General features: G+C 32.6%; 28 protein-coding genes. 6 read left to right on the top strand and 22 right to left on the bottom strand.

Going from position 1 to position 24408, the window contains the following annotated elements; translation table 11 throughout:
- Window positions 1-10 precede the first annotated feature (10 nt).
- The 15 genes from ACZ2G2_RS00140 to ACZ2G2_RS00070 all read right to left on the bottom strand — a co-directional run bounded on the left by ACZ2G2_RS00140 (window position 11) and on the right by ACZ2G2_RS00070 (window position 12281).
- Window positions 11-235: a hypothetical protein gene (locus ACZ2G2_RS00140; protein ID WP_090840613.1), complete on the bottom strand. Its 225-nt coding sequence runs from the start codon at window positions 233-235 to the stop codon at window positions 11-13.
- A gap of 4 nt (window positions 236-239) precedes the next feature.
- A complete protein-coding gene (gene folE / locus ACZ2G2_RS00135; protein ID WP_101202706.1) occupies window positions 240-935 on the bottom strand; it encodes a GTP cyclohydrolase I FolE in 696 nt (231 codons plus the stop codon).
- A 63-nt stretch (window positions 936-998) separates the two neighbouring features.
- On the bottom strand, window positions 999-1277 hold the full coding sequence (locus tag ACZ2G2_RS00130; protein WP_090840609.1) for a TIGR03643 family protein: 279 nt from the start codon (window positions 1275-1277) through the stop codon (window positions 999-1001).
- Window positions 1278-1706 (bottom strand): hypothetical protein, encoded by a 429-nt coding sequence (locus tag ACZ2G2_RS00125; protein WP_090840607.1) that lies wholly within the window; start codon window positions 1704-1706, stop codon window positions 1278-1280. It abuts the gene before it with no gap.
- Between the two features lie 112 nt (window positions 1707-1818).
- Window positions 1819-3303 (bottom strand): cryptochrome/deoxyribodipyrimidine photo-lyase family protein, encoded by a 1485-nt coding sequence (locus ACZ2G2_RS00120; RefSeq protein ID WP_470393317.1) that lies wholly within the window; start codon window positions 3301-3303, stop codon window positions 1819-1821.
- A 174-nt stretch (window positions 3304-3477) separates the two neighbouring features.
- The gene (locus tag ACZ2G2_RS00115) at window positions 3478-5010 is read right to left on the bottom strand and encodes a cryptochrome/photolyase family protein (RefSeq protein WP_470393315.1); all 1533 of its coding nucleotides are present in this window, start codon (window positions 5008-5010) and stop codon (window positions 3478-3480) included.
- Window positions 5011-5081: 71 nt separating this feature from the next.
- A complete protein-coding gene (locus ACZ2G2_RS00110) occupies window positions 5082-6395 on the bottom strand; it encodes a DASH family cryptochrome (protein ID WP_470393313.1) in 1314 nt (437 codons plus the stop codon).
- Window positions 6365-6517: a DUF2256 domain-containing protein gene (locus ACZ2G2_RS00105; RefSeq protein WP_090840598.1), complete on the bottom strand. Its 153-nt coding sequence runs from the start codon at window positions 6515-6517 to the stop codon at window positions 6365-6367. The genes ACZ2G2_RS00110 and ACZ2G2_RS00105 overlap by 31 nt, the downstream gene beginning before the upstream one ends.
- Complete coding sequence (locus ACZ2G2_RS00100; RefSeq protein WP_470393312.1) at window positions 6510-7934, bottom strand: SDR family oxidoreductase; 1425 nt, start codon at window positions 7932-7934, stop codon at window positions 6510-6512. Before ACZ2G2_RS00100 ends, ACZ2G2_RS00105 begins: the two co-directional genes overlap by 8 nt.
- Window positions 7935-8034: 100 nt before the next feature.
- Window positions 8035-8652 carry a flavin reductase family protein gene (locus tag ACZ2G2_RS00095; protein WP_470393310.1) on the bottom strand — a complete coding sequence of 206 codons (618 nt, stop codon included), beginning with the start codon at window positions 8650-8652 and terminating at the stop codon, window positions 8035-8037.
- Entirely contained in the window at window positions 8653-9963 is a 1311-nt protein-coding gene (locus ACZ2G2_RS00090) for an ABC1 kinase family protein (protein WP_101202699.1), read from the bottom strand. It lies immediately after the preceding gene.
- A gap of 109 nt (window positions 9964-10072) precedes the next feature.
- Window positions 10073-10732 carry a TetR family transcriptional regulator C-terminal domain-containing protein gene (locus tag ACZ2G2_RS00085; protein ID WP_470393307.1) on the bottom strand — a complete coding sequence of 220 codons (660 nt, stop codon included), beginning with the start codon at window positions 10730-10732 and terminating at the stop codon, window positions 10073-10075.
- A gap of 224 nt (window positions 10733-10956) precedes the next feature.
- Window positions 10957-11445 (bottom strand): GNAT family N-acetyltransferase, encoded by a 489-nt coding sequence (locus ACZ2G2_RS00080; protein WP_470393305.1) that lies wholly within the window; start codon window positions 11443-11445, stop codon window positions 10957-10959.
- 1 nt (window position 11446) lies between these two features.
- Window positions 11447-11917, bottom strand: a complete 471-nt coding sequence (locus ACZ2G2_RS00075; RefSeq protein WP_282069797.1) for a DUF6428 family protein — start codon at window positions 11915-11917, stop codon at window positions 11447-11449.
- 34 nt (window positions 11918-11951) lie between these two features.
- Entirely contained in the window at window positions 11952-12281 is a 330-nt protein-coding gene (locus tag ACZ2G2_RS00070; RefSeq protein ID WP_090840584.1) for an ArsR/SmtB family transcription factor, read from the bottom strand.
- A gap of 147 nt (window positions 12282-12428) precedes the next feature.
- On the opposite strand from ACZ2G2_RS00070, the gene ACZ2G2_RS00065 reads away from it, so the two are divergent.
- Window positions 12429-13277 carry a DUF2911 domain-containing protein gene (locus ACZ2G2_RS00065; protein ID WP_090840582.1) on the top strand — a complete coding sequence of 283 codons (849 nt, stop codon included), beginning with the start codon at window positions 12429-12431 and terminating at the stop codon, window positions 13275-13277.
- A 76-nt stretch (window positions 13278-13353) separates the two neighbouring features.
- Here the strand turns inward: ACZ2G2_RS00065 and ACZ2G2_RS00060 are convergent, their stop codons facing one another.
- From ACZ2G2_RS00060 to ACZ2G2_RS00045, 4 genes are all read right to left on the bottom strand, one after another.
- The gene (locus ACZ2G2_RS00060) at window positions 13354-13791 is read right to left on the bottom strand and encodes a GNAT family N-acetyltransferase (RefSeq protein ID WP_470393303.1); all 438 of its coding nucleotides are present in this window, start codon (window positions 13789-13791) and stop codon (window positions 13354-13356) included.
- Window positions 13792-13852: 61 nt separating this feature from the next.
- The gene (locus tag ACZ2G2_RS00055) at window positions 13853-14482 is read right to left on the bottom strand and encodes a tRNA (guanine-N1)-methyltransferase (RefSeq protein ID WP_470393302.1); all 630 of its coding nucleotides are present in this window, start codon (window positions 14480-14482) and stop codon (window positions 13853-13855) included.
- 127 nt (window positions 14483-14609) lie between these two features.
- The gene (locus ACZ2G2_RS00050; protein WP_090840576.1) at window positions 14610-16058 is read right to left on the bottom strand and encodes a glyceraldehyde-3-phosphate dehydrogenase; all 1449 of its coding nucleotides are present in this window, start codon (window positions 16056-16058) and stop codon (window positions 14610-14612) included.
- A 149-nt stretch (window positions 16059-16207) separates the two neighbouring features.
- Window positions 16208-17620, bottom strand: coding sequence for a S1C family serine protease (locus tag ACZ2G2_RS00045; RefSeq protein WP_470393300.1), 1413 nt, complete (start codon window positions 17618-17620; stop codon window positions 16208-16210).
- A gap of 126 nt (window positions 17621-17746) precedes the next feature.
- On the opposite strand from ACZ2G2_RS00045, the gene dapF reads away from it, so the two are divergent.
- The 5 genes from dapF to ACZ2G2_RS00020 all read left to right on the top strand — a co-directional run bounded on the left by dapF (window position 17747) and on the right by ACZ2G2_RS00020 (window position 21772).
- Window positions 17747-18526 carry a diaminopimelate epimerase gene (dapF, locus tag ACZ2G2_RS00040; protein WP_470393298.1) on the top strand — a complete coding sequence of 260 codons (780 nt, stop codon included), beginning with the start codon at window positions 17747-17749 and terminating at the stop codon, window positions 18524-18526.
- Window positions 18520-19053, top strand: a complete 534-nt coding sequence (locus tag ACZ2G2_RS00035; RefSeq protein ID WP_470393297.1) for a GNAT family N-acetyltransferase — start codon at window positions 18520-18522, stop codon at window positions 19051-19053. Before dapF ends, ACZ2G2_RS00035 begins: the two co-directional genes overlap by 7 nt.
- Window positions 19043-20086: an endolytic transglycosylase MltG gene (gene mltG, locus ACZ2G2_RS00030; protein ID WP_090840568.1), complete on the top strand. Its 1044-nt coding sequence runs from the start codon at window positions 19043-19045 to the stop codon at window positions 20084-20086. Before ACZ2G2_RS00035 ends, mltG begins: the two co-directional genes overlap by 11 nt.
- Window positions 20049-20999, top strand: coding sequence for a DUF2279 domain-containing protein (locus ACZ2G2_RS00025; RefSeq protein WP_470393295.1), 951 nt, complete (start codon window positions 20049-20051; stop codon window positions 20997-20999). Before mltG ends, ACZ2G2_RS00025 begins: the two co-directional genes overlap by 38 nt.
- 107 nt (window positions 21000-21106) lie before the next feature.
- Window positions 21107-21772 carry a peptidoglycan-binding protein LysM gene (locus tag ACZ2G2_RS00020; RefSeq protein WP_470393293.1) on the top strand — a complete coding sequence of 222 codons (666 nt, stop codon included), beginning with the start codon at window positions 21107-21109 and terminating at the stop codon, window positions 21770-21772.
- Here ACZ2G2_RS00020 and ACZ2G2_RS00015 read toward each other — a convergent pair.
- The 3 genes from ACZ2G2_RS00015 to dnaA are packed head-to-tail and all read right to left on the bottom strand — an operon-like array spanning window position 21769 to window position 24408.
- Entirely contained in the window at window positions 21769-22485 is a 717-nt protein-coding gene (locus ACZ2G2_RS00015) for an SAM-dependent methyltransferase (protein WP_281846665.1), read from the bottom strand. The two genes, ACZ2G2_RS00020 and ACZ2G2_RS00015, sit on opposite strands and share 4 nt — an antisense overlap.
- A 20-nt stretch (window positions 22486-22505) precedes the next feature.
- Entirely contained in the window at window positions 22506-22967 is a 462-nt protein-coding gene (locus ACZ2G2_RS00010; RefSeq protein ID WP_470393291.1) for a low molecular weight protein-tyrosine-phosphatase, read from the bottom strand.
- 13 nt (window positions 22968-22980) lie between these two features.
- A complete protein-coding gene (gene dnaA / locus ACZ2G2_RS00005; RefSeq protein ID WP_090840560.1) occupies window positions 22981-24408 on the bottom strand; it encodes a chromosomal replication initiator protein DnaA in 1428 nt (475 codons plus the stop codon).

Genomic DNA, 24408 nt, shown 5'->3' with positions numbered 1-24408 from the left:
TATCTACAACTTATGCTGCAGATGGTCTTCCTTTTAATCGTTTTTCAATTTTCTGTTTAATAACAGTTAAGGCTTTCATAATATCCATTAATTTTGGATCTTTATTTTCCTTATAAAGTTCATTTACACCAAGGATTAAATCTTTAGCTTCTCTTGAAGCAAGAATACGATCGCTTGTTGTAATAAACTTATGTTTTCTCTCTGAAAACTCTATTGCTTTGTCTACGATGCTCATAATGCTAATCTTTTAAATAATTTTGTAATTCGGCTATTTTTTCTGGTGTATTAAATTGTCCACCATAAAATGTCGTCACTGTTGCAGAAGTTTCATCTTTAATACCTCGTGACGATACACATAAGTGTTTGGCATCAATAATAACTGCAACATCATCTGTTTTTAATATTGCTTTTAGCTCTTCTGCTATTTGGTTTGTTAAGCGTTCTTGTACCTGAGGACGTTTAGCGAAATACTGTACAATTCTGTTTAATTTTGATAAGCCTATTACTTTTCCTGAAGAAATATAAGCGACATGAGCTTTACCTATAATTGGTACAAAGTGATGCTCGCAGTTGGAGTAGAAAGTAATATTTTTCTCCACCAACATTTGATTGTATTGGTATTTGTTGTCAAATAACGCAATTTTTGGCTTATTTTGAGGGTTTAATCCAGAAAATATTTCATCAATGTACATTTTGGCAACTCTTTTGGGTGTACCTTTTAACGAATCATCTGTTAAATCTAAGCCCATAACGTCCATAATTTCTTCAAAAAGAATAGCAATTCTTTCTTTTTTTTCTTGATCAGAAAGCTTGAAAGCATCAGCTTTCATAGGTGTTTCTAATCCAGTAAATAGGTGGTCGTCTCCAATATCGTTGTCATCAAAACCTTGTAAAGTTTGACTCGTTTGTTTTGTTAATACTTCTTCTTTATTCATTATGTCTTTTTATTTGCTGTATCTGGTTTGACAGGCCAAATCAAAGCAGTTTTTTGTAAATATCTAACGTTTAGATATTTTATTGTGTGTTATTTGTTTTTGTCTAGAGCATTTAAAACGTCCATCTTCAAATACTCTTTTTTTACTATGCTTGGTATTTCTACCTTGTACTCTTGCGCGCCATAATCTAAAACTACTAGGTTTCATTTCGCGACGCATTAATGTAATTACTTCTTGTTCTTTAATTCCAAATTGAAAAGTAATTGCGTCAAAAGGTGTACGATCTTCCCAAGCCATTTCAATTATTCTGTCCGTTTCTTCAATAGTAAATTCTTTCTTCATTTAAATTGGCGACACATTATATATAGCGTCATAATTTATCTTTTCGGTCATTAATTTATCAAAAAACTTTTTGTTTTCTTTAAAAGTTTTGTTGTTTCTAAAATGTATAAACTTTCCGTTAGAATGGATACTAGAACCATCCACTTTATACACAACTAACCTATAATATGGTATTATCCATGTAAAGTTTTGTAATCCTTTGGTAACATGAATTAGTATTCCTTTTGGTCTTAATTCTATATTTCCGTAATTAACATCACTAATAGTGTTCAAAATTGATGCCATATTTGGACTAACCTCGTCAACTATCATCCGTTTGGATCCAACGCCCTTTTTTTTAATCATTTCTAATATTGAAAAAGGAGGTCCAACAGTGTTATTAATTAGCTCCTTATTTTCGTTATTAGTGTGTGTTGTATTTAGTAGCAAATGGATGTGTTTTGTAATATTATACTCAAATATACAAAATGTTTAACCTTTTAAAATTAATGTTAAACAAAATTTAACATATTAGATTATATTTTATTACTGTAGTTATGTTTTATTGGTTGTTAATCATTCTAGCTCTGTTACTTAAAGTATGTCGTTTTAAGATACGATAACTTTCTTTTTTCACCAAAACATTGTCTTTCATGTTCCATAGTGTGTCACTAGCAAATGTCCTGGTTTGCTTCTCGTCAATTATTGGGTAAGGATAATCAGTTCCCAACTGAAATCCTGTCAGTTGCTGGTCAAAATATGACATTTGACTAGGGTTATGAATAAATGGCGCTTCTAAACATGCCAATTCTGGAACCCATTTTTTGATAAATTGGCCTTTAGGATCATGTTCTATGCTATTTTTTAAAGGGTTGTAAATACGTAAAGTATTAATACCTGTTTCGCCAGCTTGCATTTGTATTTGTGGGTAATGTATACCGGGCTCGAAGTCTAAAAATAAGCTTGCTAGATGCGCGCTCATATCTTGCCAAGGTTGCCATAAATTATGTGTAAAAAATGAAACGACTAAAGCTCTCATTCTAAAATTTAGATAGCCAGTTTCTTTTAAACAACGCATGCACGCATCTACTAAAGGAAATCCGGTTTGTCCATTTTTCCAAGCTTCTTGATATTTTAAATTTACAGGTTTATTAAGTTGATGGTAGCCTTTGTTAACACTTTTAAACTCCATTAGATGTTCCATTTCAAACTTTTGGATAAAATGCGCTTGCCAACGTAGTCTAGATACAAATGCATTTAAATGACGTTTGTATTTGGTGTGCTTTACAACGTCTGATGCGCCATTAATAACCTGTTTTATGGATAAGTTTCCCCAAGCAATGTAAGGTGATAATCTACTACATCCTGTTCTTGCATCTAATGGTTTAGAGATGTGATACATGTAATTGTGATAGCGTCCGTTGTAAAACGATTTCATGTATTTTAATCCTGTTGTTGTGCCTCCTTTTTGGAACTTTTTTGAGTAGTCCGTTTTCACGGAAATTGTGTTTAGTTCTGATTCAAGTATTTCAATCTGATTAATATTTAGTAACTGATTTGGTTTCGGTTGAAACAGAAACTCGGCTTGCATCATATAATTGTCCCAATTCTGATACCATGTATTTCTGTTGGTTAGTCCACGTTGCACTCCATTATTGTCATTTTCTAACCAAACAATAGTGCTATTGGCCGAAAATTCCGCGAAAGCGATATCTCGTTTAAACGTAGATAAAAGACCTGTTTCTTTATGAGAAAATACGTTGGTGACGTTAAAAGTTATGTTGATGGTTTTTATAACCTTTTGGATGTCATTTTGGACAACCAATACTTTGGAATTGTATGGTTTTAATTGTGCGTTTAAATCTTCTAGAGATTGTTTTACAAAGTCCCAATGACGCTGGCTATAATGTTTGTCTTGTAATAAAAAATCTTCAAAAGTATAGAGTAGGAGCGTGTGTTGACCTGAGTTTAAAGCATTAGTAATGGCTTCGTTATCTTGTAGTCGAAGGTCGCGTTTTAGCCATACTATGCTTAGGTTTTGTTTCATTTTATTGATTACTCTTTATTGCTTCTCGATACAATTTGCTCGTGCCTCACAAATCACGCGAAGTGACGCTTGTGTGATTGCATTGTCTTTTAGTTTCTGTTTTATGTCTTGTTTTACGTAATCGTCACATCGCGTGGTTTTTAGTTTTTCTCTAAAAATTGTATCGAGGTGTTTTTAAAAACTATCAGGATTTTCAATAATTTGTTGTGCTCTTTCTTTTAGGCTACTTAGTTGTTTAGCTTCCATTTTATCTAATAGGCTGTACATCATTTTCATTCTGAAATTATCGCCTAATTGTTTACGTTTGTCATCCAAAAAATTCCAATACAAACTATTAAAAGGACACGCTTTGTCGCCTAATTTTTCTTTTTTATTATAGTGACAACTGTCGCAGTAATTTCCCATTTTATGAATATAACTTCCGCTAGATACATATGGTTTTGTTGCTATTTTTCCGCCATCTGCAAATTGACTCATCCCTCTTGTATTAGGAAGCTGAACCCACTCAACAGCGTCAACATATATGCCCAAATACCAGGCGTCCACTTGATCAGGATCTATTTGTGCTAATAATGCAAAATTACCAGTAACCATAAGACGCTGGATATGGTGTGCATAACCATTGTCCAGACTATTGGTAATGGATTGTTTAAGGCAATTCATTTTTGTGTTTCCTGTCCAGTAAAAATCTGGCAGATTGTTATTGTTTTCAAGATAATTAAGCGTTTTATATTCTGGCATTAAAGCCCAATACATGCCACGCATATATTCTCTCCAACCTAAAATTTGCCTAATAAAACCTTCTACTTGACTAATATTTATATCCTCGCCATGTTTGCGCCAATAATTAAGTACAGTATCGACTATGTTTTTAGGTGAAATCAATTTTAGATTCATAGCAAAAGACAGCCTAGAATGAAACAAATAGACTTGGTCCGTGTGCATGGCATCTTGATAATCTCCAAAATGAATCAACAATACTTCGCAAAAATATTTAAGTTGTTCTAATGCTTGTTGCCTATTTATAGGATAACTGAAGGTTTTTGTGTCTAATGTTCCAAGTGTTTTAATGTCTTCTTTTTCTATTAGTGTAACAATAGTTTCAATATCATTTTTGAAATATTTGTAAGGCGGAATAGGATGCTCGGCTTTCCATTTATTGCGATTGCTTTTGTCGTAATTCCATTTACCAGCTTCAGGTTGTCCTGCAACCATTAGTATATCGTGTTTTTTACGCATATCACGATAAAAATTTTCCATTAGGTATTGCTTTTTACCTTTAAAAAACTGTTTTAAATCGTGACGTTCTGTATAAAAATGTTCTGTTGAAAATGCTTCTGTTTCAATATCTACCGAGTTACAAAAAGTAGACAATTGCTCGTCTAATCGGTATTCGTCAGGTAATTGATATTCAAATTTAGTAATGTTATGTTCATCAATTAGTAACTTAAGGTTGTCTGTTAAGCTTTGGGTGTTTTTACTGTCGTCTAATTTTAAATATTGGACAGTAAAACCTTGGTCTTTTAAATGTTGACCAAAATCGCGCATGGCAGCAAAAAATCCAATAATTTTTTGGATGTGATGTGTCACGTAGTCGGTTTCCTGACGCATTTCAAACAAACAATATACTGTGTTTTCCGGATTGTCTTTGTACCAGCTGTGTTTACTATTTAATTGATCGCCAAGTATTAGTCTTAATGTTTTCAATGATTGGTTGTTTTCTGTTTAGTTCTTTTTGTATTTTGCTTGTGCTTATAAAACGCTTAAACGTACGTATCTTAAAAAAGGGTGTCTTGCAGCCATAATCGCTGATATTTCCCGTTAGTATCATAGCGTTCTGCTTGTAGTTTTACGTTAAATTTTCGGTCTCTTGGATCATTTCCAACGCCTGCAACATACATCCAGTTTCCGTAGTTGCTATGCACATCATAATCTATAAGCATACTCTCAAAATAACTTGCTCCAATACGCCAATCTAATTCTAAAGATTTTGCAAAATAGCTGGCAACATTTTGTCGTCCACGATTACTCATCCAACCTGTTTTTTTAAGCTCAAGCATGTTAGCATTAACAAAAGGTTCCGGAGTGTTACCATCAATCCATTGTTTAATTTTTGTTTGATTTGTAGACCAGTCGTATTGCTTGTTTAAAATACCACCTATTTTAAATAGTTGGTTACCGTGTTTTAAGGACACGTATTTAAAATAATCTCGCCAAATCAATTCAAAAATTAGCCAATAAGTAGATTCATTTTTTAAATGTTCGTTTTCAAAACGTTTAACTTGATGATAAATTTGTTTAGCAGATAAACTTCCGTTAGCTAACCATGGCGAAAACTTAGAGCTAAAGTCTGTGCCTATTAATCCGTTTCTAGTTTTTTTGTAAAAGCCTAATTTTTTGGTTTCGAAAAAATAATTATTTAAACGTCTTAAAGCTTCGGTTTCTCCTCCTTTAAAAGGAAATGCATTATTAGGATGCGGAGTTATAGTATCCAATCCTAGAGTTTCTAAAGTAGGAATTGTTGTGTTGTTTGTTATGTTGAAGTTTTCCGCTGTAGCTGAATTAGTGACGTTTAATGGTCTGATAGTACTCAGTTTTTCGCATTGTTTCCTAAATTGTGTGAACACGTGAGGCAATGCTTCCGTTTTAAACGGAATATCTTCTGGATGGTATAAAAACTGGTCGTAAGTTTCAATACATTCTATGTCATCTGAAAGATTAGTTTTTACTTGATTGATAACAGAAACCTCTTCATCTGTCCATTCTTTTTGAAGGTAAACAGTCGAAATATTATGTTGTTTAACTAAACCATGGATAGCGTGTTCTGGGGTTTCCGTGTAAACGAACAACGGAATATTAAGCTGCTTTAACTGCTGCTTTAAATCCGTTATGGTTTCAATTAAAAACTGCCCTCTAAAATTTTCAGTCTTTTTAAATCCAAAAGGGGATTTTTTAAATTGTCTTGGGTCAAAACAATAAACAGCAATGGTATTATTGCTGTTTTCTATTGCATTTTTAAGAGCAATATTATCTTGAGATCTTAGGTCGTTTTTAAACCAAACTAGGCTGTTTTTGTTTTGTTGCGTCTGCATTTTTCACTACAATATTTTACGTCATTCCAACTCTTTTCCCATTTTTTACGCCATGTAAATGGCAATTGACACGTTGGGCATGTTTTGGTTGGTAGATTTTGTTTTTTTATGTTTTTAGGCATTGGCTAATTTGTTAATCATCCCTTTAAAAATAAAGCCATGAAATGGTAATACACTATACCAATACAAACGTCCCGCCAATCCTCTAGGTCTAAAAGTAGCACGTTGGTAAACTTTACCTTTGGCCACTCTAAATTCTAACCAGGCTTCTCCGGGCAGTTTCATTTCTGCAAAGAGTATTAGACGCTGTTCTTCTTTATCTGCTAAAAGGACACGCCAAAAGTCTAAGGCATCTCCAGTTTTTATTTTTGTTTTATTTGTACGTCCACGACGCAAACCAATACCACCAACTAGTTTATCCAGAAAACCTCTGATTTTCCATAAAAACGTCCCGTAATACCAACCGTTTTCGCCACCAATAGCCCAGATTTTTTCAAGTGTACGCTGCTCGTCTTTGACTTTGCGTTCTTTTATGTCTGTAAAGCAACCGTGTTTTGGTACTTTTAAATATTGTGTGGATGCTCGTTTTTTAAATCGGCTATTAATAAGTGCATCTTTCCAACTTGAAATAATATCGTTACCTTCAATCTTTACAAAAGCTAACGCTACAGCTTGTTTGTAAGACATAGGTGTGACATCTAATAATTGGTTGATGTTACTTTTCTCGCCTATAATTTCAATACCCATACTATTTACTAATGATGCCGCCAATTTATAAGACGTTGACGTCACAAAATATAGCCAATAACTAGACAGTTTTGGTGTCATTACAGGTACCGTTAATATGTAGCGCTTTAATTTTCTGGCTTCAGCAAATTTTAATAACATTTGCTTATATGTCATGACTTCGGGTCCAAAAATATCGTGTGAAGTATTATATAATTTTTGGTTTCCAAGACCACGAATTAAAAACGTTAAGACATCTCTAACGCCAATAGGTTGTGTTTTTGTATTTAACCATTTAGGCGCAACCATTACAGGAAGTTTTTCTACTAAATCTCTTATAATTTCAAAACTAGCACTACCAGAACCAACAATTATACCTGCCTTAAAAACAGTTAAGGCGTAGTGTTTGGATTGTAAAGTTGTTTCGACATTTTTTCTAGATAATAAATGCTTAGATAATTTGGTGTCGTTTGTAATACCACTTAAATAAATGACTTGCTTGGCGTTAGTTGTTTCAATATAATTTTTAAAATTTACAGCACAATCTTCTTCCATTTGATGAAATTGATCTACCGAATTTGACATAGAATGAATCAAATAATAGGCAGCATCAATATCTTTTGGAATATTACTTAAAGTTTCAGGCTTTAGAAAGTCAGCCTCAATAACGTGTAAATTTTCTTCTTCAGAATATTTACGTTCTGTACGTAATTTACCTCTAACAGCACAAACCACAGTGTGTCCTTGTTCTAATAGTAACGGGATAATGCGCTTACCAATGTAACCTGTTGCTCCTGTTACTAATATTCTCATGGGTTTGGTTTTAAGTGTTATGTTGTTCTCGATACAATTTTTTTCATTCTTCAAAAAATCACTCGAACTGACGTTGTGTTTATCAATATTTTTAATTTATTTATTTTCTAGGTCTTTGGTATTCTAAACGTTTCTCTAATCTAGGGATTGTATATCCATCTAAGCCATTAATGGCAGCAATATTAGCTTTAGATAAGTTTATAAATCCATCGTCTTGCAATAAATCGCCATTAATATGCAAGCCTTGTATTTCTCCGATTACTAAAATCGTGTTATTAGCTTTGATTAGATATTCTTCAACAAATTTCATTTCTAGTTGAATTGGAGCCCCTTTAACAAATGGCGCTTTGCAATTGTCTTTGTATTCTGATTCTAAACCAGTCATATCAAATTCTGAAATCGACTGGTCGTATTTAGCAGAGGTATGATGTGCGTCTTCAAAATTGTGTAAGTCAATATGATTTATAGTATAAACACCTGTGTTTTTTATGTTATCATACGTATGTCGTGTCACCGTTGTTGGTCTGCAAAAAAAGCCCAATAAAGGCGGATTACTACCAATATGTGTTACCGAACTAAATACAGCTACATTTTCTTGTCCCTTGGTAGATTTTGTGCTAATTAAATTAGCACTTTTAAAACCAGAGCAACTATTAATTAAATTAATTTTATACAAATGCTCTAATTCTTGAATCTGTTTTAAATTAAAATAAGCCATTTATAAGGATTTGTAATTGTTGATTTGAACGTTCTTTGCTTTTAAATCAAACATTAAATTATATAAACCAAAGAAGGTTCTGTTTATGTAAATAAAATGCTTAGAACCTCGGTTTCCATTCATTTTTCTTAACTCTGTACTTTTACTGTAACGTTGTCCCATTTCTGAAATAGCGTTAAAAAATTCAGGGTCTGAGAAATCAAAAGTATCTTCGTGGAAAGGTTTTGTAAATAAGCTTAATAACTCATGAAACATTGCAGAGAAAAAATCTAACTCTTCTTGAGTGTCTTCTTCTCTTAAAATCTCTAATTCGTACATTTTTTCGGTAAATAAGATTTTATTATCGATAACCTCTGGTTTTGCTAATTCAAAATAAGGCACGTAAAAATCTTCAGGTACTTCTTTCATACATCCAAAATCTAAAGCAATTAAATCGGCAGATTTAGAGACTAAGAAGTTTCCAGGATGCGGATCGGCATGTACTTTTTTTATAACATGCAATTGGTACATATAAAAATCCCAAAGGGCTTGTCCTAATTGATCCGCTTTGTTTTGATCTTTATTATATGCAGTAAATTCAGAAAGGTGTTCGCCTTCCATCCAATCCATAGTTATGATACGTTCTGAAGATAATGCTTCATAGTAGTTTGGAAACTTTAAATTAGGGATGTGCTTACACGCTGCAACAATAGCTTTACTTTGCTCAACTTCTAAAATATAGTTGGTTTCTTCTACTAATTTGTTTTCTACTTCTTGAAAGTACTTATCAGAGTCCTTACCTTTAATATTAAACATTTTTATGGCAATAGGTTTTACCATAGCCAAATCGCTAGCAATGCTATCTGCGACTCCTGGATATTGAATTTTCACAGCAAGTTTTTTCCCATCCTTTTCGGCTAAATGCACTTGTCCAATACTGGCCGCATTTACAGAATTTAGATTAAAAGAGTCGTAAATTTGGCTTGGTAATTTACCGAAATATTTTTTAAAAGTTTTACTAACTAAAGGGGCAGAAAGTGGTGGTACAGAAAATTGTGCCAACGAAAACTTCTCTACATAAGCTTGTGGCAAAATACTTTTTTCCATGCTTAACATTTGTGCTACTTTAAGCGCACTTCCTTTTAATTGCTTTAAACCATCGTAAATGTCTTCAGCATTATTTTCGTTAAGTCTAGCTTTAGCTTCGGCTTCAGTTTTGGTGATTTTGTCACCATAGTATTTTAGGTAATTAACACCAACTTTTGCTCCAGTAGTAACAAGTTTAGTTGCTCTAGAAATTTTTGAAGTTGGTATTTTGTCTATCGTTTTCAATAGTTGTGGATTTTAGTAATAATAAGTATCCAGAAGTTTTAGAAACTTCTTTTTGCTCTGAATGACAATTAGAAGTCGTTGTATTTTAAGTACTGTGCTAAGGGTAATTTTAATTATTCATCTTAATTTTTTCTTTAAAGATGAATTTTCCAAAGTCAATTAGGCTTTTTAAAGGCATGACGTTTAATACATCAAAACTAGTGTTCACAGATTTTTCTATAAAAATGTCTGTTTTTTCAAACGAAGCAGAAGTATCATCCATCCAAAATTTCATGGTTAATAATAATTGTAACCATGCTGTTTCTGTAAGACCTCTATCTTGAATTTTGTTTAGCTGTTCTTGTTTAATGTCAATAAGCTCGATACCTAAATCTTTTATATAGTGTGCAAAACTTGCTTTAAGCTCTGATAACGCAGCGAAGCCTTTTAGACTGTTTTTATGTTTGTGTAAAGCATATACCACATAACTTCTGTTAGCCGTAAGATTTTCAAAAAAGGTAAAGTAGAAGCTTAGTAATTTATTTCTAGGCTCAAAGTGTGCGTATTCCTCGCTAGCTTCTAAGGCGTGATGCGTATTGTCAAAAAAGGCTTTGAAGATTCCTTTTTCTATAGCATCAAATGTTGCGAAGTGCTCATAAAATTTAGACTCCTCGAAATTATTATGCTTCGCAAATGCGTAAACCGAATTAGGTTGTTCGTTATGTTCTAAGACAAAATCCATGTAAAATGAAATAATGTCGTTACTGCTTATGTTTTTCTTTTTTGCCATCCTGTGAAAATTTGATAGCATAAAGATACAAAATGTTTAACGATGATTGATTAAAGTTAAACAAAATTTAACACGAGTTTGTGTTATGTACTGTTTTTAGTTTCAGTTTGCACTGAAATTGAAGAATAAGTGAGCTTGATGTTCTATTATAGTTAGTTTAAAACTAGCTTGAAAGTGATGAGAATGAATACATGTCGTTTACATCTTTCATTTGTATGTTGAATTTAGCAACCAACAGTTTTGCTGCGCCTTTCTAGTATAACATTGTCTAGCCAAATGCCATTTAATTGCCCTATTTTTTCTTTGTATCCAATAATTCTAAATTGATTATTGGTGTGTAATTTTAAGCTAGCAGTATTGGCCCGCATAATCCCGGCTTGTAGTGTCCATATATTATGCTGCTCGTTAATCTCAATTAGTTTTTTTAGCAGGAAATCTCCAACTTTTTGGCCTCTAAAATGTTTTGAAACATAAACACTAACTTCTGCAACGCCGGAGTATACCTTGCGTTTAGAAGTAGCGCTTAACGAGGCCCATCCTAAATATTGGTCGTCTTTTATTGCTAAAATACGACCAATAGGTAAGTGGTTATTATTCCAATAATCCCAATCAGGTATAACTGTTTCAAACGTTGCAACTCCAGTAGCAATACCATCTTGATAAATGGATTGTACTTCTGAGAAATTGGTTTTATTTATGGTAATAATTTTCATTCTAACAACATCCAGAACCTGGTGCACAAGAGTCTCCTGCTTGTATGTCTGAAAATTTAAGCTTTTGTTTAGGTTCCGGAATACCACATTTATCTTTTGCAAGACAATCGGTAAGTAAAGAGGTTAATTGAAACGAGTTGTTTTGAAACTCTAAACCAAATTTTTGAATGGTTTGTTCTCCTTGAAACTCTACTTCAATCTCTAAATCTTGAAGATTAAAGATGTCTTCAGAAAGGGTGATAATTTTAACCAGTTTTTCAGGATGTAATCTGTGATCATAATCATCTGCATTCCATAATTGAAAATTTACTTTTTTCTCTTCCCTTACAGTTCCGCCACAATCTATAAAGTGCTTTGTTACTTTGCCCACTTCTGTAACATGAAAATGGTTTGGGACTAAACTACCATCAGGTAGCGTAAAAGAAATAGTCTCTAATTGTGATAAGTGTTTTTTAATTTCTGAAAGTGTCATAATTTAATGTGTTATTATGATTAATATTTTGATGTTAGCAACACGTGTTACTGTCTAAATTGTTGTTAAAAAAGCCATTTAAAAGTGTTTTCATGGCTGTCCAATTGTCCTTGTTTATACAATAGCAAACACTAGTACCCTCAATAGTACCTTGTATTAAACCTAAGTTTTTCAGTTCTTTTAAATGTTGTGAGATTGTGGGTTGTGCTAACCCAATCTCTTCTACTAAATCACCACAAACACAAGCATTAATTTTAAAGAGATGCTGTATAATGGCTACTCTAGCAGGGTGTCCAAACGCTTTAGCAAATAATGCAATTTGATTTTGTGATTCTGAAAATTTTTCGGTTTTAATTAATCCCATTTTTTGTTTGTGTATTTGTATATCGCAATATTACGATTAATAGTTTGATTGATAAAACAGATTCCTCTTTTTTTAAGGTTTTATTAACAAACAAGGTATTTCTAATGCTTAATTTTACATTTTAAATAACTTATTAAAAAGTCAACCATGAAAAAATTATTTACACTTATTATGGTGTTGACAGTATCATTTGCTGTTAATGCACAAATAGAAACGCCACAACCAAGTCCTTCTCAAAAAATTGAGCAAACAGTTGGTTTAACGGATGTTACTTTAGATTATTCTAGACCATCAATGAGAGGTCGTGAAATTTTTGGAAACTTAGTGCCTTTTGGAAAGCTTTGGAGAACAGGAGCAAACAAAAACACTATTATTACTTTTAGTACAGCAGTTACAATTGGAGAGCAGACTTTAAAAGCTGGATCTTATGCTATTTTTACAACACCTAATAAAGAGAACTGGGAGGTTGTATTTTATACTGATACAGAAAACTGGGGAACACCTGCAACATGGGACGATTCTAAAGTGGCAGCTAAGGTTAGCGTAAAAGCAACAACTTTACCAATGTCTATCGAAACGTTTACATTTACATTTGATAATTTAACTAATGACTCTGCAGTATTAAGTTTACTATGGGAAAACACAATGGTAGATGTTACAATTGGTGTACCAACTGATGCAACAGTAACAGATGCTATTTCTAAAATAATGAATGGACCAAGTGCTGATAACTATTATGCATCTGCACGTTACTACTTAGAATCTGGAAAAGATATTAAGCAAGCAGTAACTTGGATTGACAAAGCAATTGATATGACTAAAGAATCTCCTAAATTTTGGTGGTTACGTCAACAAGCGTTAATCCATGCAAAAGCTGGAGATAAAAAAGGAGCTATCAAAGCTGCTAAAGCATCTTTAGAGTATGCTGATAAAGCTAAAAATGCTGACTACGTTAAGATGAATAAAGATTCTTTAAAAGAATGGGGAGCAATGTAATTATTGGCTTCTAGCTTTTGGTAATTAACCACTAGTTTAAATATTAAAAAGCGCAATCCATTGGATTGCGCTTTTTTTATTGATTAGTCCAAAAATATTGAAGGTCTTGATCTTGTTTCCAACCTAAGCTTTCATAAAGCTTTTGCGCTGGATTGGTTCTTTCTGTTTGTAAGGCTAAGCCTTTGTAATTATGCTTTTTACACACCGCTTTTGCTTCGTTTAAAAGTGTGACACCATAACCTTGTTTGCGATAGTTTTCATTTACGAATAAATCGTTTAATATAAATAAAGGTTGCATGCTAACACTTGAAAAGCTATGAAACAATTGTGTGAATCCGACCGGCTTTTTTTCCGCGAAAGCGATTAAAATAATAGAGTCTTGCTTGGTTAGTCTATCTTTTATAAACTGTGTGGCACCTTCTTGATTTGGCGTTTGTCTATAAAAGATGCGATATTGATTAAACAATGTTGCTACTTGATCTAAATGTGTAAGGTTGGCTTGAATTATGGTCATAAAAAAATCTGTAAACGTGAATTTACAGATTTTAATTGATATTATATTTTTTTATTTAAACTTAGCTATTTCTGCTTTTGTTTAATTCGTCTTGAAGTTGACGTCTTACTTTTTGTTCGCGTTCTAAGGCGTTACGTCTGTGCTCTTCAAATTCTTCTTCTATTTCTTCTAATTTTAATTTAGCTTCTTTAGTAACTGAATTACTATTTTTAAACTTAAAGATAAAAAAGAATAAAAAGGCTAATAATCCTGCTATGATTGACCAAAGTAAAGTGTTATACCCGCCTTTGCTCATTTGTAAACCAAATAAAGACATGCTGTCTTTTTCTTGGTTAGTTTCTTCTAAATTAGTTTTAGTGTTGCTTAGGCTGCTTTTTAGCTGCTCTACTTCTTGACTTTGAGAGCTTACTTTGTTTTGTGTGTCAAGTAATTCCTTTTTTAGTACTTTAAGCGAGTCTAAGGTGTGTGATTTTAATTTTGCAATCCATTCGTTTCTTACAACTTCATAAGATTGTCCACGCTGATCTCTCCAGTTATTAGATCTTTTTGTAAGGTATTCGAACTGGTTTTCTAATGTTCCAGAATCTAGAGATAGTTTATCGTCTTCTTCTGTGGTTTCAGTTTGTGCTACTGCTGTAAATGAAAATAAGAAAAGAAAAATAGTTACTAATAAATAGTTTGTATGACGCATGGTAATTGTTTTGATGTCTTTCGCTTTGCGAAAATATAAAAAAAGGTTTGCTTTTTGGCTTAAAAATAACAAAAAGCCTCACAATTGCGAGGCTTTTATATATACGTTGATAATTAAATTTTAGATGTTAGTAATACGTAAAACGTCTTACTTTAGCAATATACTTAGCTAATCTGATAACTTGATGGCTGTAACCGTACTCATTATCATACCAAACATATAAGATTGCATTTTTACCATCTGTTCTAACTATAGTCGCTTTGCTATCAAATATTGAAGGCGCAGAGCTACCAATAATATCCGTAGATACTAGCTCGTCACTCATTTCATATTTAATTTGCTCTACTAAATCACCTTCTAAAGCATACTTTTTAATGGTTTCATTAATTTGCTCGACAGTAGTTTCTGAGTCTAATTCTAAATTTAAAATGGCTAAAGACCCGTTTGGTACAGGTACACGAATAGCGTTTGATGTTAATTTACCTTCAAAACTAGGTAATGCTTTAGAGACCGCTTTTCCAGCTCCAGTTTCTGTAATTACCATGTTTAATGCAGCTGCACGTCCACGACGGTATTTACTATGGAAGTTATCCACTAAATTTTGATCGTTAGTATACGCATGGATAGTTTCTAAATGTCCACTTTTTACACCGTACGTATCTTCCATTGCTTTTAAGATAGGCGTAATGGCATTGGTAGTACATGATGCAGCAGAAAAAATATCTATTTTATCAGGATTGTTTTCTAAATGGTTTACACCATAAACAATATTAGGAATTCCTTTTCCTGGTGCAGTAAGTAAAACTTTATCTGCTCCTGGAGAGCTTTTTAATCTTGTTAAAGCCTCTTTATCTCTAAACACTCCTGTATTATCAATGATTAATGCATTGTTAATACCGTATTTAGTATAATCTATATCTTCTGGTTGATTAGCATTAATAATTTTAACTGTAGTACCGTTAATTATTAAAGCCTCATTTTTTAAATCTGTAGTAACCGTTCCTGAAAAATCACCGTGTACAGAATCGTTACGTAATAATGCAGCACGTTTTTCTAATACGGTTGCATCTAATTTACCACGAGTAACAATAGCACGTAAACGTAATTGACTACCTTTTCCAGTACGTGTCATTAACTCTCTAGCAACTAAACGACCAATACGACCAAAACCGTAAAGTACTACGTCCTTAGGCGTAATGTCTTTAGTTTTACTAGCACCCTTAAGTTGATTAGATACAAATGCTAATGCATTGCTGTATTTTTTTTCTTCTAAATGGTACTCGTAAGTTAATTTACCAATATCAAGTTTAGCAGGAGGGACGTCTAGCGTTTGAATAGCTTGAGCAATCTCTACAGAATCAAATATAGAAATAGGTTTTTCTACAAACTCACCTGCATATTCATGTAGGTTTAATATTTGAGACACATTTCTATCAATTAGTTGGTTTCTAAAAAGCACCAATTCGATAGATTTGTCATACCACAAATCGCTAACAATTTTAATAAATTCGACTGTAGCTCGTCTTCTGTCTGCTTGAAACGCTAATTCGTTTTCGTAAGTTTCGTTAATGGACATTTTAAATTATTTAGTGTGTGTTGTTAATTTATTATGTAAATTTTCGGCAAAAGTATTGATTTCAAACGATTTCGTAAAGGAAAAAGTGTAAAAATTTAAAAGCCCTTAATTTTATAAATTAAGGGCTTTTTTTAACGTTTAAATAGTAATTATCTTAAACCGTAACGATTTGTTTCTCCTTTAGAGTTTATTAATTCGATACTTAACGGTTGATACGTATCTCTATTTTTTAATATCGTATCCACATCCTCGATTGTATTTACTTTAATGTTATTGATGGCAGTTATAATATTACCTTCTTCAATACCTTCTGCTTGTAAATATTGACCATAAGTCCCATTAACCTTTGTGATTTTTACACCATTTTTAGTTTTGTACTTTTTTAGGTCTTCAGGTTTAGCATTTTTAATAACACCAATTACTGGTAGTATATAGGTGTTGTTTTTAAGCAAGGTTACAGCAACCTCTTTTTCTACACCATCACGTAAAAGTGTAATATTAACAATGTCATTTGGACGTTTAGTATCTAGAAAACCTCTAAGATCACTAAACTTTTTAATCTTAATATTATCAACCATTTTAATAATATCGCCACTTTTAATACCGGCTTCAGATGCACCGGTGTCTTCTTCGACATCGTCGACATAAAAACCTTCCGTCTCAGCAACTCCAAGTTTTTCTGCAGAAGAACTGTTTAAAGAACCTCCAATAACACCTAAAATACCATTTTGTACATTACCAAACTCCATAATATCTTGGACTACTTTTTTAGCAATATTACTAGGCACAGCAAAAGAGTAACCAATGTATGATCCCGTTTGAGACGATATAGCAGTATTAATACCAATTAACTGACCCGCAGTGTTTACCAAAGCCCCACCTGAGTTACCCGGATTTACCGCAGCATCTGTTTGTATAAAAGACTGGGTGCTTCTTCCACTTAAATCTCTAGATTTTGCACTAATAATCCCTGCAGTAACTGTAGACGTTAAATTAAACGGATTACCAACCGCTAAAACCCATTCTCCGATTTTTGCGGTATCGCTATCTCCAAATGTGGTGTAAGGTAGTTGGTCTTCAGTTTCAACTTTTAGTAAAGCAATATCCGTTTTTGGATCAGTTCCTACAATTTTAGCTTTTAAAGTTCTATTATCATTAAGTGTTATACTTAACGCTTCAGAGTCTTCAATAACATGGTTATTAGTAATTATATAACCATCAGGCGATATAATTACACCACTTCCAGTTCCTAACTGCCTTTTTTGTGGCACACGACCATAAAATAAGTCTTGTAAAGTAGGCTGTGTTGTATTTAAAGCAACGTTTTTAACGTGGACTACAGCATGTACTGTTTTGTCTGCAGCAGTTGTAAAATTAATACCTTCAGCAGCAGCTAAAGCAGTCGTGTTTGTGTTATAATTGGCAGGTAAATACACTGGTGTTTCCTGCGTTGTTGTGTTGGCAATTTGTTGTTCATCTTTTTCAAGAAAGGTTTTGTATGTTCCTAGAGTAATTGCGCCTCCTAATACCGAAACTAAAACCAAAGTTAACATCTTCTTCATAAAATACTTAGTTTAGATTTAATTAGATAACGATTAAAATTAATTAAATATTGAATGCCTATTTCAACTTTAACGACGTTTTAACAACTGAAAAAACTTATATTTGTCATTCAATTTTTCATCCAAATGACGTTGACTTTTTATAAATATCAAGGAACAGGTAATGACTTTGTCATGATCGATAACAGACAAAATGTGTTTGACAAAAACAATACCAAATTGGTTGCTTTTTTATGCGACCGTAAATTTGGCGTTGGAGCAGACGGTCTAATTTTACTAGAAAACCATCCAACGGAGGACTTTAGAATGGTCTATTATAATGCAGACGGAAACGAAAGTAGTATGTGTGGTAATGGTGGACGTTGTATTGTCGCTTTCGCGGAATTTTTGCAGTTGATTACAGATCAGACAACGTTTGAAGCAACAGACGGTTTACATTTTGCAAAAATAGAGGATAACATTATCCATTTACAAATGAAGGATGTGGATACGGTCGAAAGCTTTAAAAATCATCAGTTTTTAGATACAGGCTCACCACATCACGTGCAGTTTGTTACAGACTTAGCGCATTTTGATGTTAAAAATGAAGGTGAAAAAATTAGATATGGTCAACCTTATAATCAAGCCGGTACAAATGTTAACTTTGTAGAAAAGGTTAATGAAGATACTTATACGGTTAGAACCTATGAAAGAGGTGTAGAAGACGAAACCTTATCTTGTGGTACTGGCGTTACAGCTGTTGCAATTGCAATGCATAACACAGGAAACAGTGTTGCTACTACCATTAACTTAAACGTACAAGGAGGCGCGTTAAAAGTGTCTTTTGTAAAAGACGGTAATAGTTATAAAAAGGTCATGTTAATAGGACCTGCGACGCAAGTTTTTAAAGGCGAAATAGCATGTTAACATTAAAAGGAGAACATATTTATTTACGTGCTTTAGAGCCTGAAGATTTATCGTTTATTCATACCATTGAAAATGACGAATCTATTTGGGAAATAAGCAATACCATAACACCGTACTCTAAATATTTAATCAAGCAATATTTAGATCAAGCACATAAAGATATTTTTGAAGTAAAGCAGTTGCGTTTAGTTATCTGTAATTATAAGCATCAGGCTATGGGTATGATTGATGTCTTTGATTTTGACTTTAAAAATAGACGTGCAGGAATTGGTATTTTAATAAAAGAAAGCGATGATAGGCAAAAAGGTAATGGTAAAGAAGCTTTACAACTACTAACTAGTTATTGTTTTAAGCATTTAGATTTGCACCAATTATATTGCAATATAAGTGAGGATAATACAGCTAGTTTAGCATTATTTAAAAATCAAGGATTTAAAGAAATTGGTCTTAAAAAAGACTGGAATTATTTAAATGGTCAATACAAAAACGAATATTTATTTCAATTAATTAATACCAATGTATATTAAAAAAATCTTAGTAGCAATAGCATTAATAGGACTAGTAATTGCTGCTTATTTTGCTTATTTTATTTATGGTGCGATGTTTAAACAAAACACTGCATTTAATAATGACACAGCCTATATTTACGTACCAACCAATGCTAATTATGATCAGGTTAGAGAGCAGTTGGTACCTTTATTAAAGGATATTGATAGTTTTGATGCATTAGCACAACGTAAAAAATATACGACAAATATTAAAGCAGGACGTTTTGCTATTGATAAAAACATGAGTAATAATGATATTATTAACTCTATTAGAAGTAAAAATATTCCAATAAAATTAAGTTTTAATAATCAAGAACGTATTCAAAATTTAGCAGGGCGTATTGCTGAGCAAATAGAACCGGATAGTTTGTCACTGTTGCAAGCCATGACGGATAAAGTGTTTTTGGACAAGCATAAGTTTACAAACCAAACAGTATTAAATATGTATGTTCCAAACAGCTACGAGTTTTTCTGGAATACATCAGCTGAAGGCTTTAGAGATAAAATGCTAAAAGAATACTATCGTTTTTGGAATGATTCGCGTCAAGCAAAGCGTAAAGCATTAAATCTTTCTGTAAACGAAGTTGTTACTATTGCATCTATCGTTCAAAAAGAAACCGCTAAGGTAGACGAGAGGCCAAGAGTTGCTGGTGTGTATTTAAATAGAATAAAAGTTGGTATGCCCTTACAAGCCGATCCAACAGTTATTTATTCTAAGAAATTAAAAGATAACGATTTTGATCAAGTTATAAAACGTGTGTTATATAAAGATTTAGAAATAGATTCGCCTTACAATACTTATAAATACCGAGGGATTCCACCGGGACCAATCACAATGCCAGATGTATCTGCTATTGATGCTGTTTTAAATGCAGAAAGCCACGGGTACTATTATTTTGTAGCTAATGTAAAAAACTTTGGATATCACAAATTTGCTAAAAATTTAAGTCAACATAATGCTAATAAAAATGAGTATGTCCGTTGGATTAATAGCAAAGGTGTTAACAGATAAAGGTGTGCTTAAAACAGTACTAATTATATATGCCTTTTTAATTACAGGTAGTACAATTGCACAAAACAATCACTCTCAGTTTTTTAAACCTAGTGATACACTTAATGTGTCACGTAAAAACGCAGTTATTATAACGGAAGCTAGCTTAGCGTCTTTATCTATAATAGGTTTAAACGCTTTGTGGTATTCTGATTTTGAGCGTTCTAACCTTCATAGTACTAATGATAATTCAGAATGGTTTAAAATGGATAAGTTGGGGCATAGCTTTACAGCTTATCAATTAGGACGTTTTGGATCTCAAGCGTTACATTGGAGTGGAGTGAGTAAAAAAAATCAACTAATTTACGGAGCAACACTTGGCTTTTCTTTTTTAACAGCAGTAGAAGTTTTAGATGGTTTTTCTGAAGAATGGGGTTTTTCTTGGGGAGACTTTACCGCGAACGCAGCAGGAGCAGGGCTATTTATTGGACAAGAGTTGTTGTGGGAAGAGCAACGTATTCAATTAAAATATTCTTTTAACCAAAGTCCATACGCTAATCAAAACCCAGATAAACTTGGTAATGGGATTTTTGAAGAATTTATAAAAGATTATAATGGACAGACGTATTGGTTAAGTGCTAATCTTCATTCTTTTTTTAAAGACAGTAAATTACCAAATTGGTTAAATTTAGCAGTCGGTTATGGCGTGGATGGGTTGTTATATGGTACCGATCAATTACAAGATATTAATTTCCCAAACCAAGACAGAACCAAACAATTCTATTTAAGTCTAGATATGGATTTAACCAAAATCAAGACCGATTCTACATTTTTTAAACAATTTTTTAACATAATTAATGTTATAAAAGTACCGTTTCCGACACTGGAAATTAATAGTCGCGGGAAGCTAAAAGGGCACTTAATTTACTTTTAACATAAGTTAACATATTGATTTTCAGTATTTAATTATTTGTTGTATATTTGCACGCTGAAATTTAAGTCTTTATAATATTAAAAAACAGACTTTTAAATCAAAAATAAATGAAAAATAATATTGGAAAGTTATTATCCCTAACGTTTACAATATCAATTTTACTTTTAGTTGTATTTGTTACCACTAAAAATGATGCTACATTAGTAGATGAAATTGAGTTTAACAACGTTGACTTTGAAAATATACAATATGCAAATATTGCTTCAAACGTAAAAGCATTTAATAGAACAGCGTTTACACCTAAATTAGGTAAAACGTTTACAGGTTTTAAAGAAGCTTTAGGATTTAAAGAATCTCAAAATGATTATTTTAGAGTAAACCAATTTGGTTACTTAGGAAAATATCAATTTGGAAAAAGTACATTAAAAGTTTTAGGTATCCATCATCCTCAGTACTTTTTGAGTAATCCTGAGTTACAGGAAAAAGCATTTATAGCAAATGCACAACGTAACAAATGGGTATTACGTAAGGATATCAAACGTTTTAACAACAAGTATATCAAAGGTGTTAAAGTTACGGAATCGGGTATATTGGCTGCAGCGCATTTAGCGGGACCAGGCAGCGTAAAGAAATTTTTAAGAAGTTATGGAGAGCAAGGATTTGCAGATGCAAATGGTGCAACCATAAAGTATTACATGAAGAAGTTTTCAGGTTATGATACCTCTTTAATTAAACCTTTAAAAAAGGTAAAAGTAAAATACGAAAGCGCTTAATATTGGCTTTTGTGAATAATAAATAGTGTTGGTCTCTTATGTAGGTCAACACTATTTTTTTTCCATTGACTCACTGTTTGTGTTTTAATAAACTCTGTAGGCAATGTAATGTCACAAGCCACACAAATCTCTGTACTATCACTTAAGACGCTACAAAGGTCTTCTAGAAGCTTATTGTTTCTATAAGGTGTCTCAATAAAAGACTGTGTTTGGTTATGTTCAAAACTTAAACGCTCTAAACGTTTTAATTCTGATTTTTTCTCACCTTTATCAATCGGTAAGTACCCGTTAAAAGCAAAGCTTTGTCCATTCATACCGGAAGCCATCATGGCTAATAGGATAGAAGAAGGACCAACTAACGGTACTACTTGTATATTGTTTTTATGTGCTAAACTAACTATATCTGCGCCAGGGTCTGCAATTCCTGGGCATCCAGCATCAGATATTAAACCTAAATTTTTACCTTCTAAACAGGGTTTGATAAAATTAGGTAAATCTGTAACTTCTGTAAATTTATTAAGTTCAAAAAGGTTTAAGCTAGCTTGAGCCTTATCTGGAGCAATACTTTTTATAAATTTTCGGGCTGCTTTAGAGTTTTCGACAACAAAGGTGTCTAAACTATCAATAATGGTTTTTACTTGAGCAGGTAATACATTAAAGGGGTTTGATTCTCCTAATGTACATGGTATTAAATATAGTTTTCCTTTAGTCATAGTACTGTAAAGGTATAAAATTAAGTAAGGCTGTTTAATTTGGTGCTAATTTTTTCGGAAGCATCCTCTAAAAGGGTGTACACTTTTTCAAAACCGTTGTCACCACCGTAATACGGATCTGGCACATCTAAGTTTTTGTCGGGAAAACTTTCGTTTAAAATTAATTTGACTTTAGAGTGTTGTGCTTCATTTTCAGCTAATGCTATAATATTAGCAAAGTTTGACTTATCCATTGCATAGATAATATCAAAATCTATAAAATCTTGTTTAGTAAATTGTCTAGCACGTTGTTTAGTAATATTAATATTGTGCTTTTTGGCAGTACTTATTGATCTTGGGTCTGGTTTGTTGCCAATATGGTAGCTGCTAGTTCCGGCAGAATCTACAGTAAACAATTCAGGGTTTAATTTTGATTGTAAGATACCTTCAGCTAGAGGAGAACGACAAATGTTTCCTAAGCATACCATTAAAATATTAGTCATTTTAAAATGAAATTTAAACCGAAAGTTTCTTCGTTAAATCCTCAACGTATTTTTTAAACTGCTTGTCTGTAGATGATAAATTATCTACGGTCTTACAGGCGTGTAATACGGTTGCATGATCACGTTTTCCTATTTGAGAACCAATACTGGCAAGAGATGCTTTAGTTAGTTTTTTAGCAAAAAACATAGCTAATTGTCTAGCTTGTACAATATGACGCTTTCTAGTTTTAGATTGTAATGTATCCACATCCATTTGGAAATAATCTGAGACAATCTTTTGGATATAATCTATAGATACTTCTCTCTTGGTATTTTTTACAAACTTTTCTACAACTTGTTTAGCTAACTCAATATTGATTTCTTTTTTATTAAAAGAGGATTGAGCAATTAAAGAAATAATAGCACCTTCTAGCTCTCGGATATTCGATTTTATGTTTTTAGCAACATATTCAATAATATCGTCAGGCATTTCAACACCATCTCTGTATAATTTGTTTTTTAATATAGAGACACGAGTTTCAAAGTCTGGTGTTTGCAATTCAGCAGATAATCCCCATTTAAATCTTGATAGTAAGCGTTGCTCAATATCTTGCATATCTACGGGCGCCTTGTCACTAGTTAAAATAACTTGCTTACCATTTTGATGCAAATGATTAAAAATATGGAAGAATACATCTTGTGTTCCAGACTTTCCTGATAAAAACTGAACATCATCAATAACCAATACATCAATTAATTGATAAAAATGTATAAAGTCGTTACGGTTGTTCTTTTTAACAGAGTCAATATATTGTTGCGTAAATTTTTCAGCAGAAATATATAAAACAGTTTTTTCTGGGTATTTATCTTTTATATCAACTCCAATAGCGTGCGCTAAATGTGTTTTACCTAAACCAACACCACCAAAAATTAATAATGGATTAAAAGACGTTCCACCTGGCTTTGCAGAGACTGCTAAACCTGCACTACGTGCTAAACGGTTTGAATCACCTTCTAAAAAGTTATCAAAGTTATAGTTTGGATTAAGTTGAGATTCGATTTTTACGTTTCTAATTCCAGGAATTATAAACGGGTTACGTAATTCGCGGTTCTTATTATTAAGCGGTACGTCTACATTTTGAGACCTTACAGCGCTTCTATTAGAACTTGGAATTTTTTCAGTAAAAGGTTGTTTATTACCATACGTGTTTTCCATTTTAATAATGTAAACCAATTTGGCAGTTTCACCTAACTCTTTAGTTAAAGATACTTTTAAAAGTTTAACGTAATGCTCTTCAAGCCACTCGTAAAAAAACTTACTTGGTACTTGTATACTAAGCGCATTATCTGCAAGCTTAACCGCTACAATAGGTTCAAACCAAGTTTTGTAAGCTTGTGGTTGGATATTATCCTTTATAAAAAGGAGACAATTATTCCAGACCGTTTGCGCAGTTACACTCAT

It is taken from the genome of Olleya sp. KKT75, assembly GCF_055635485.1.
The sequence above is the reverse complement of the archived record's forward strand: the minus strand, read 5'-3'. Positions and strand labels throughout refer to the sequence as shown.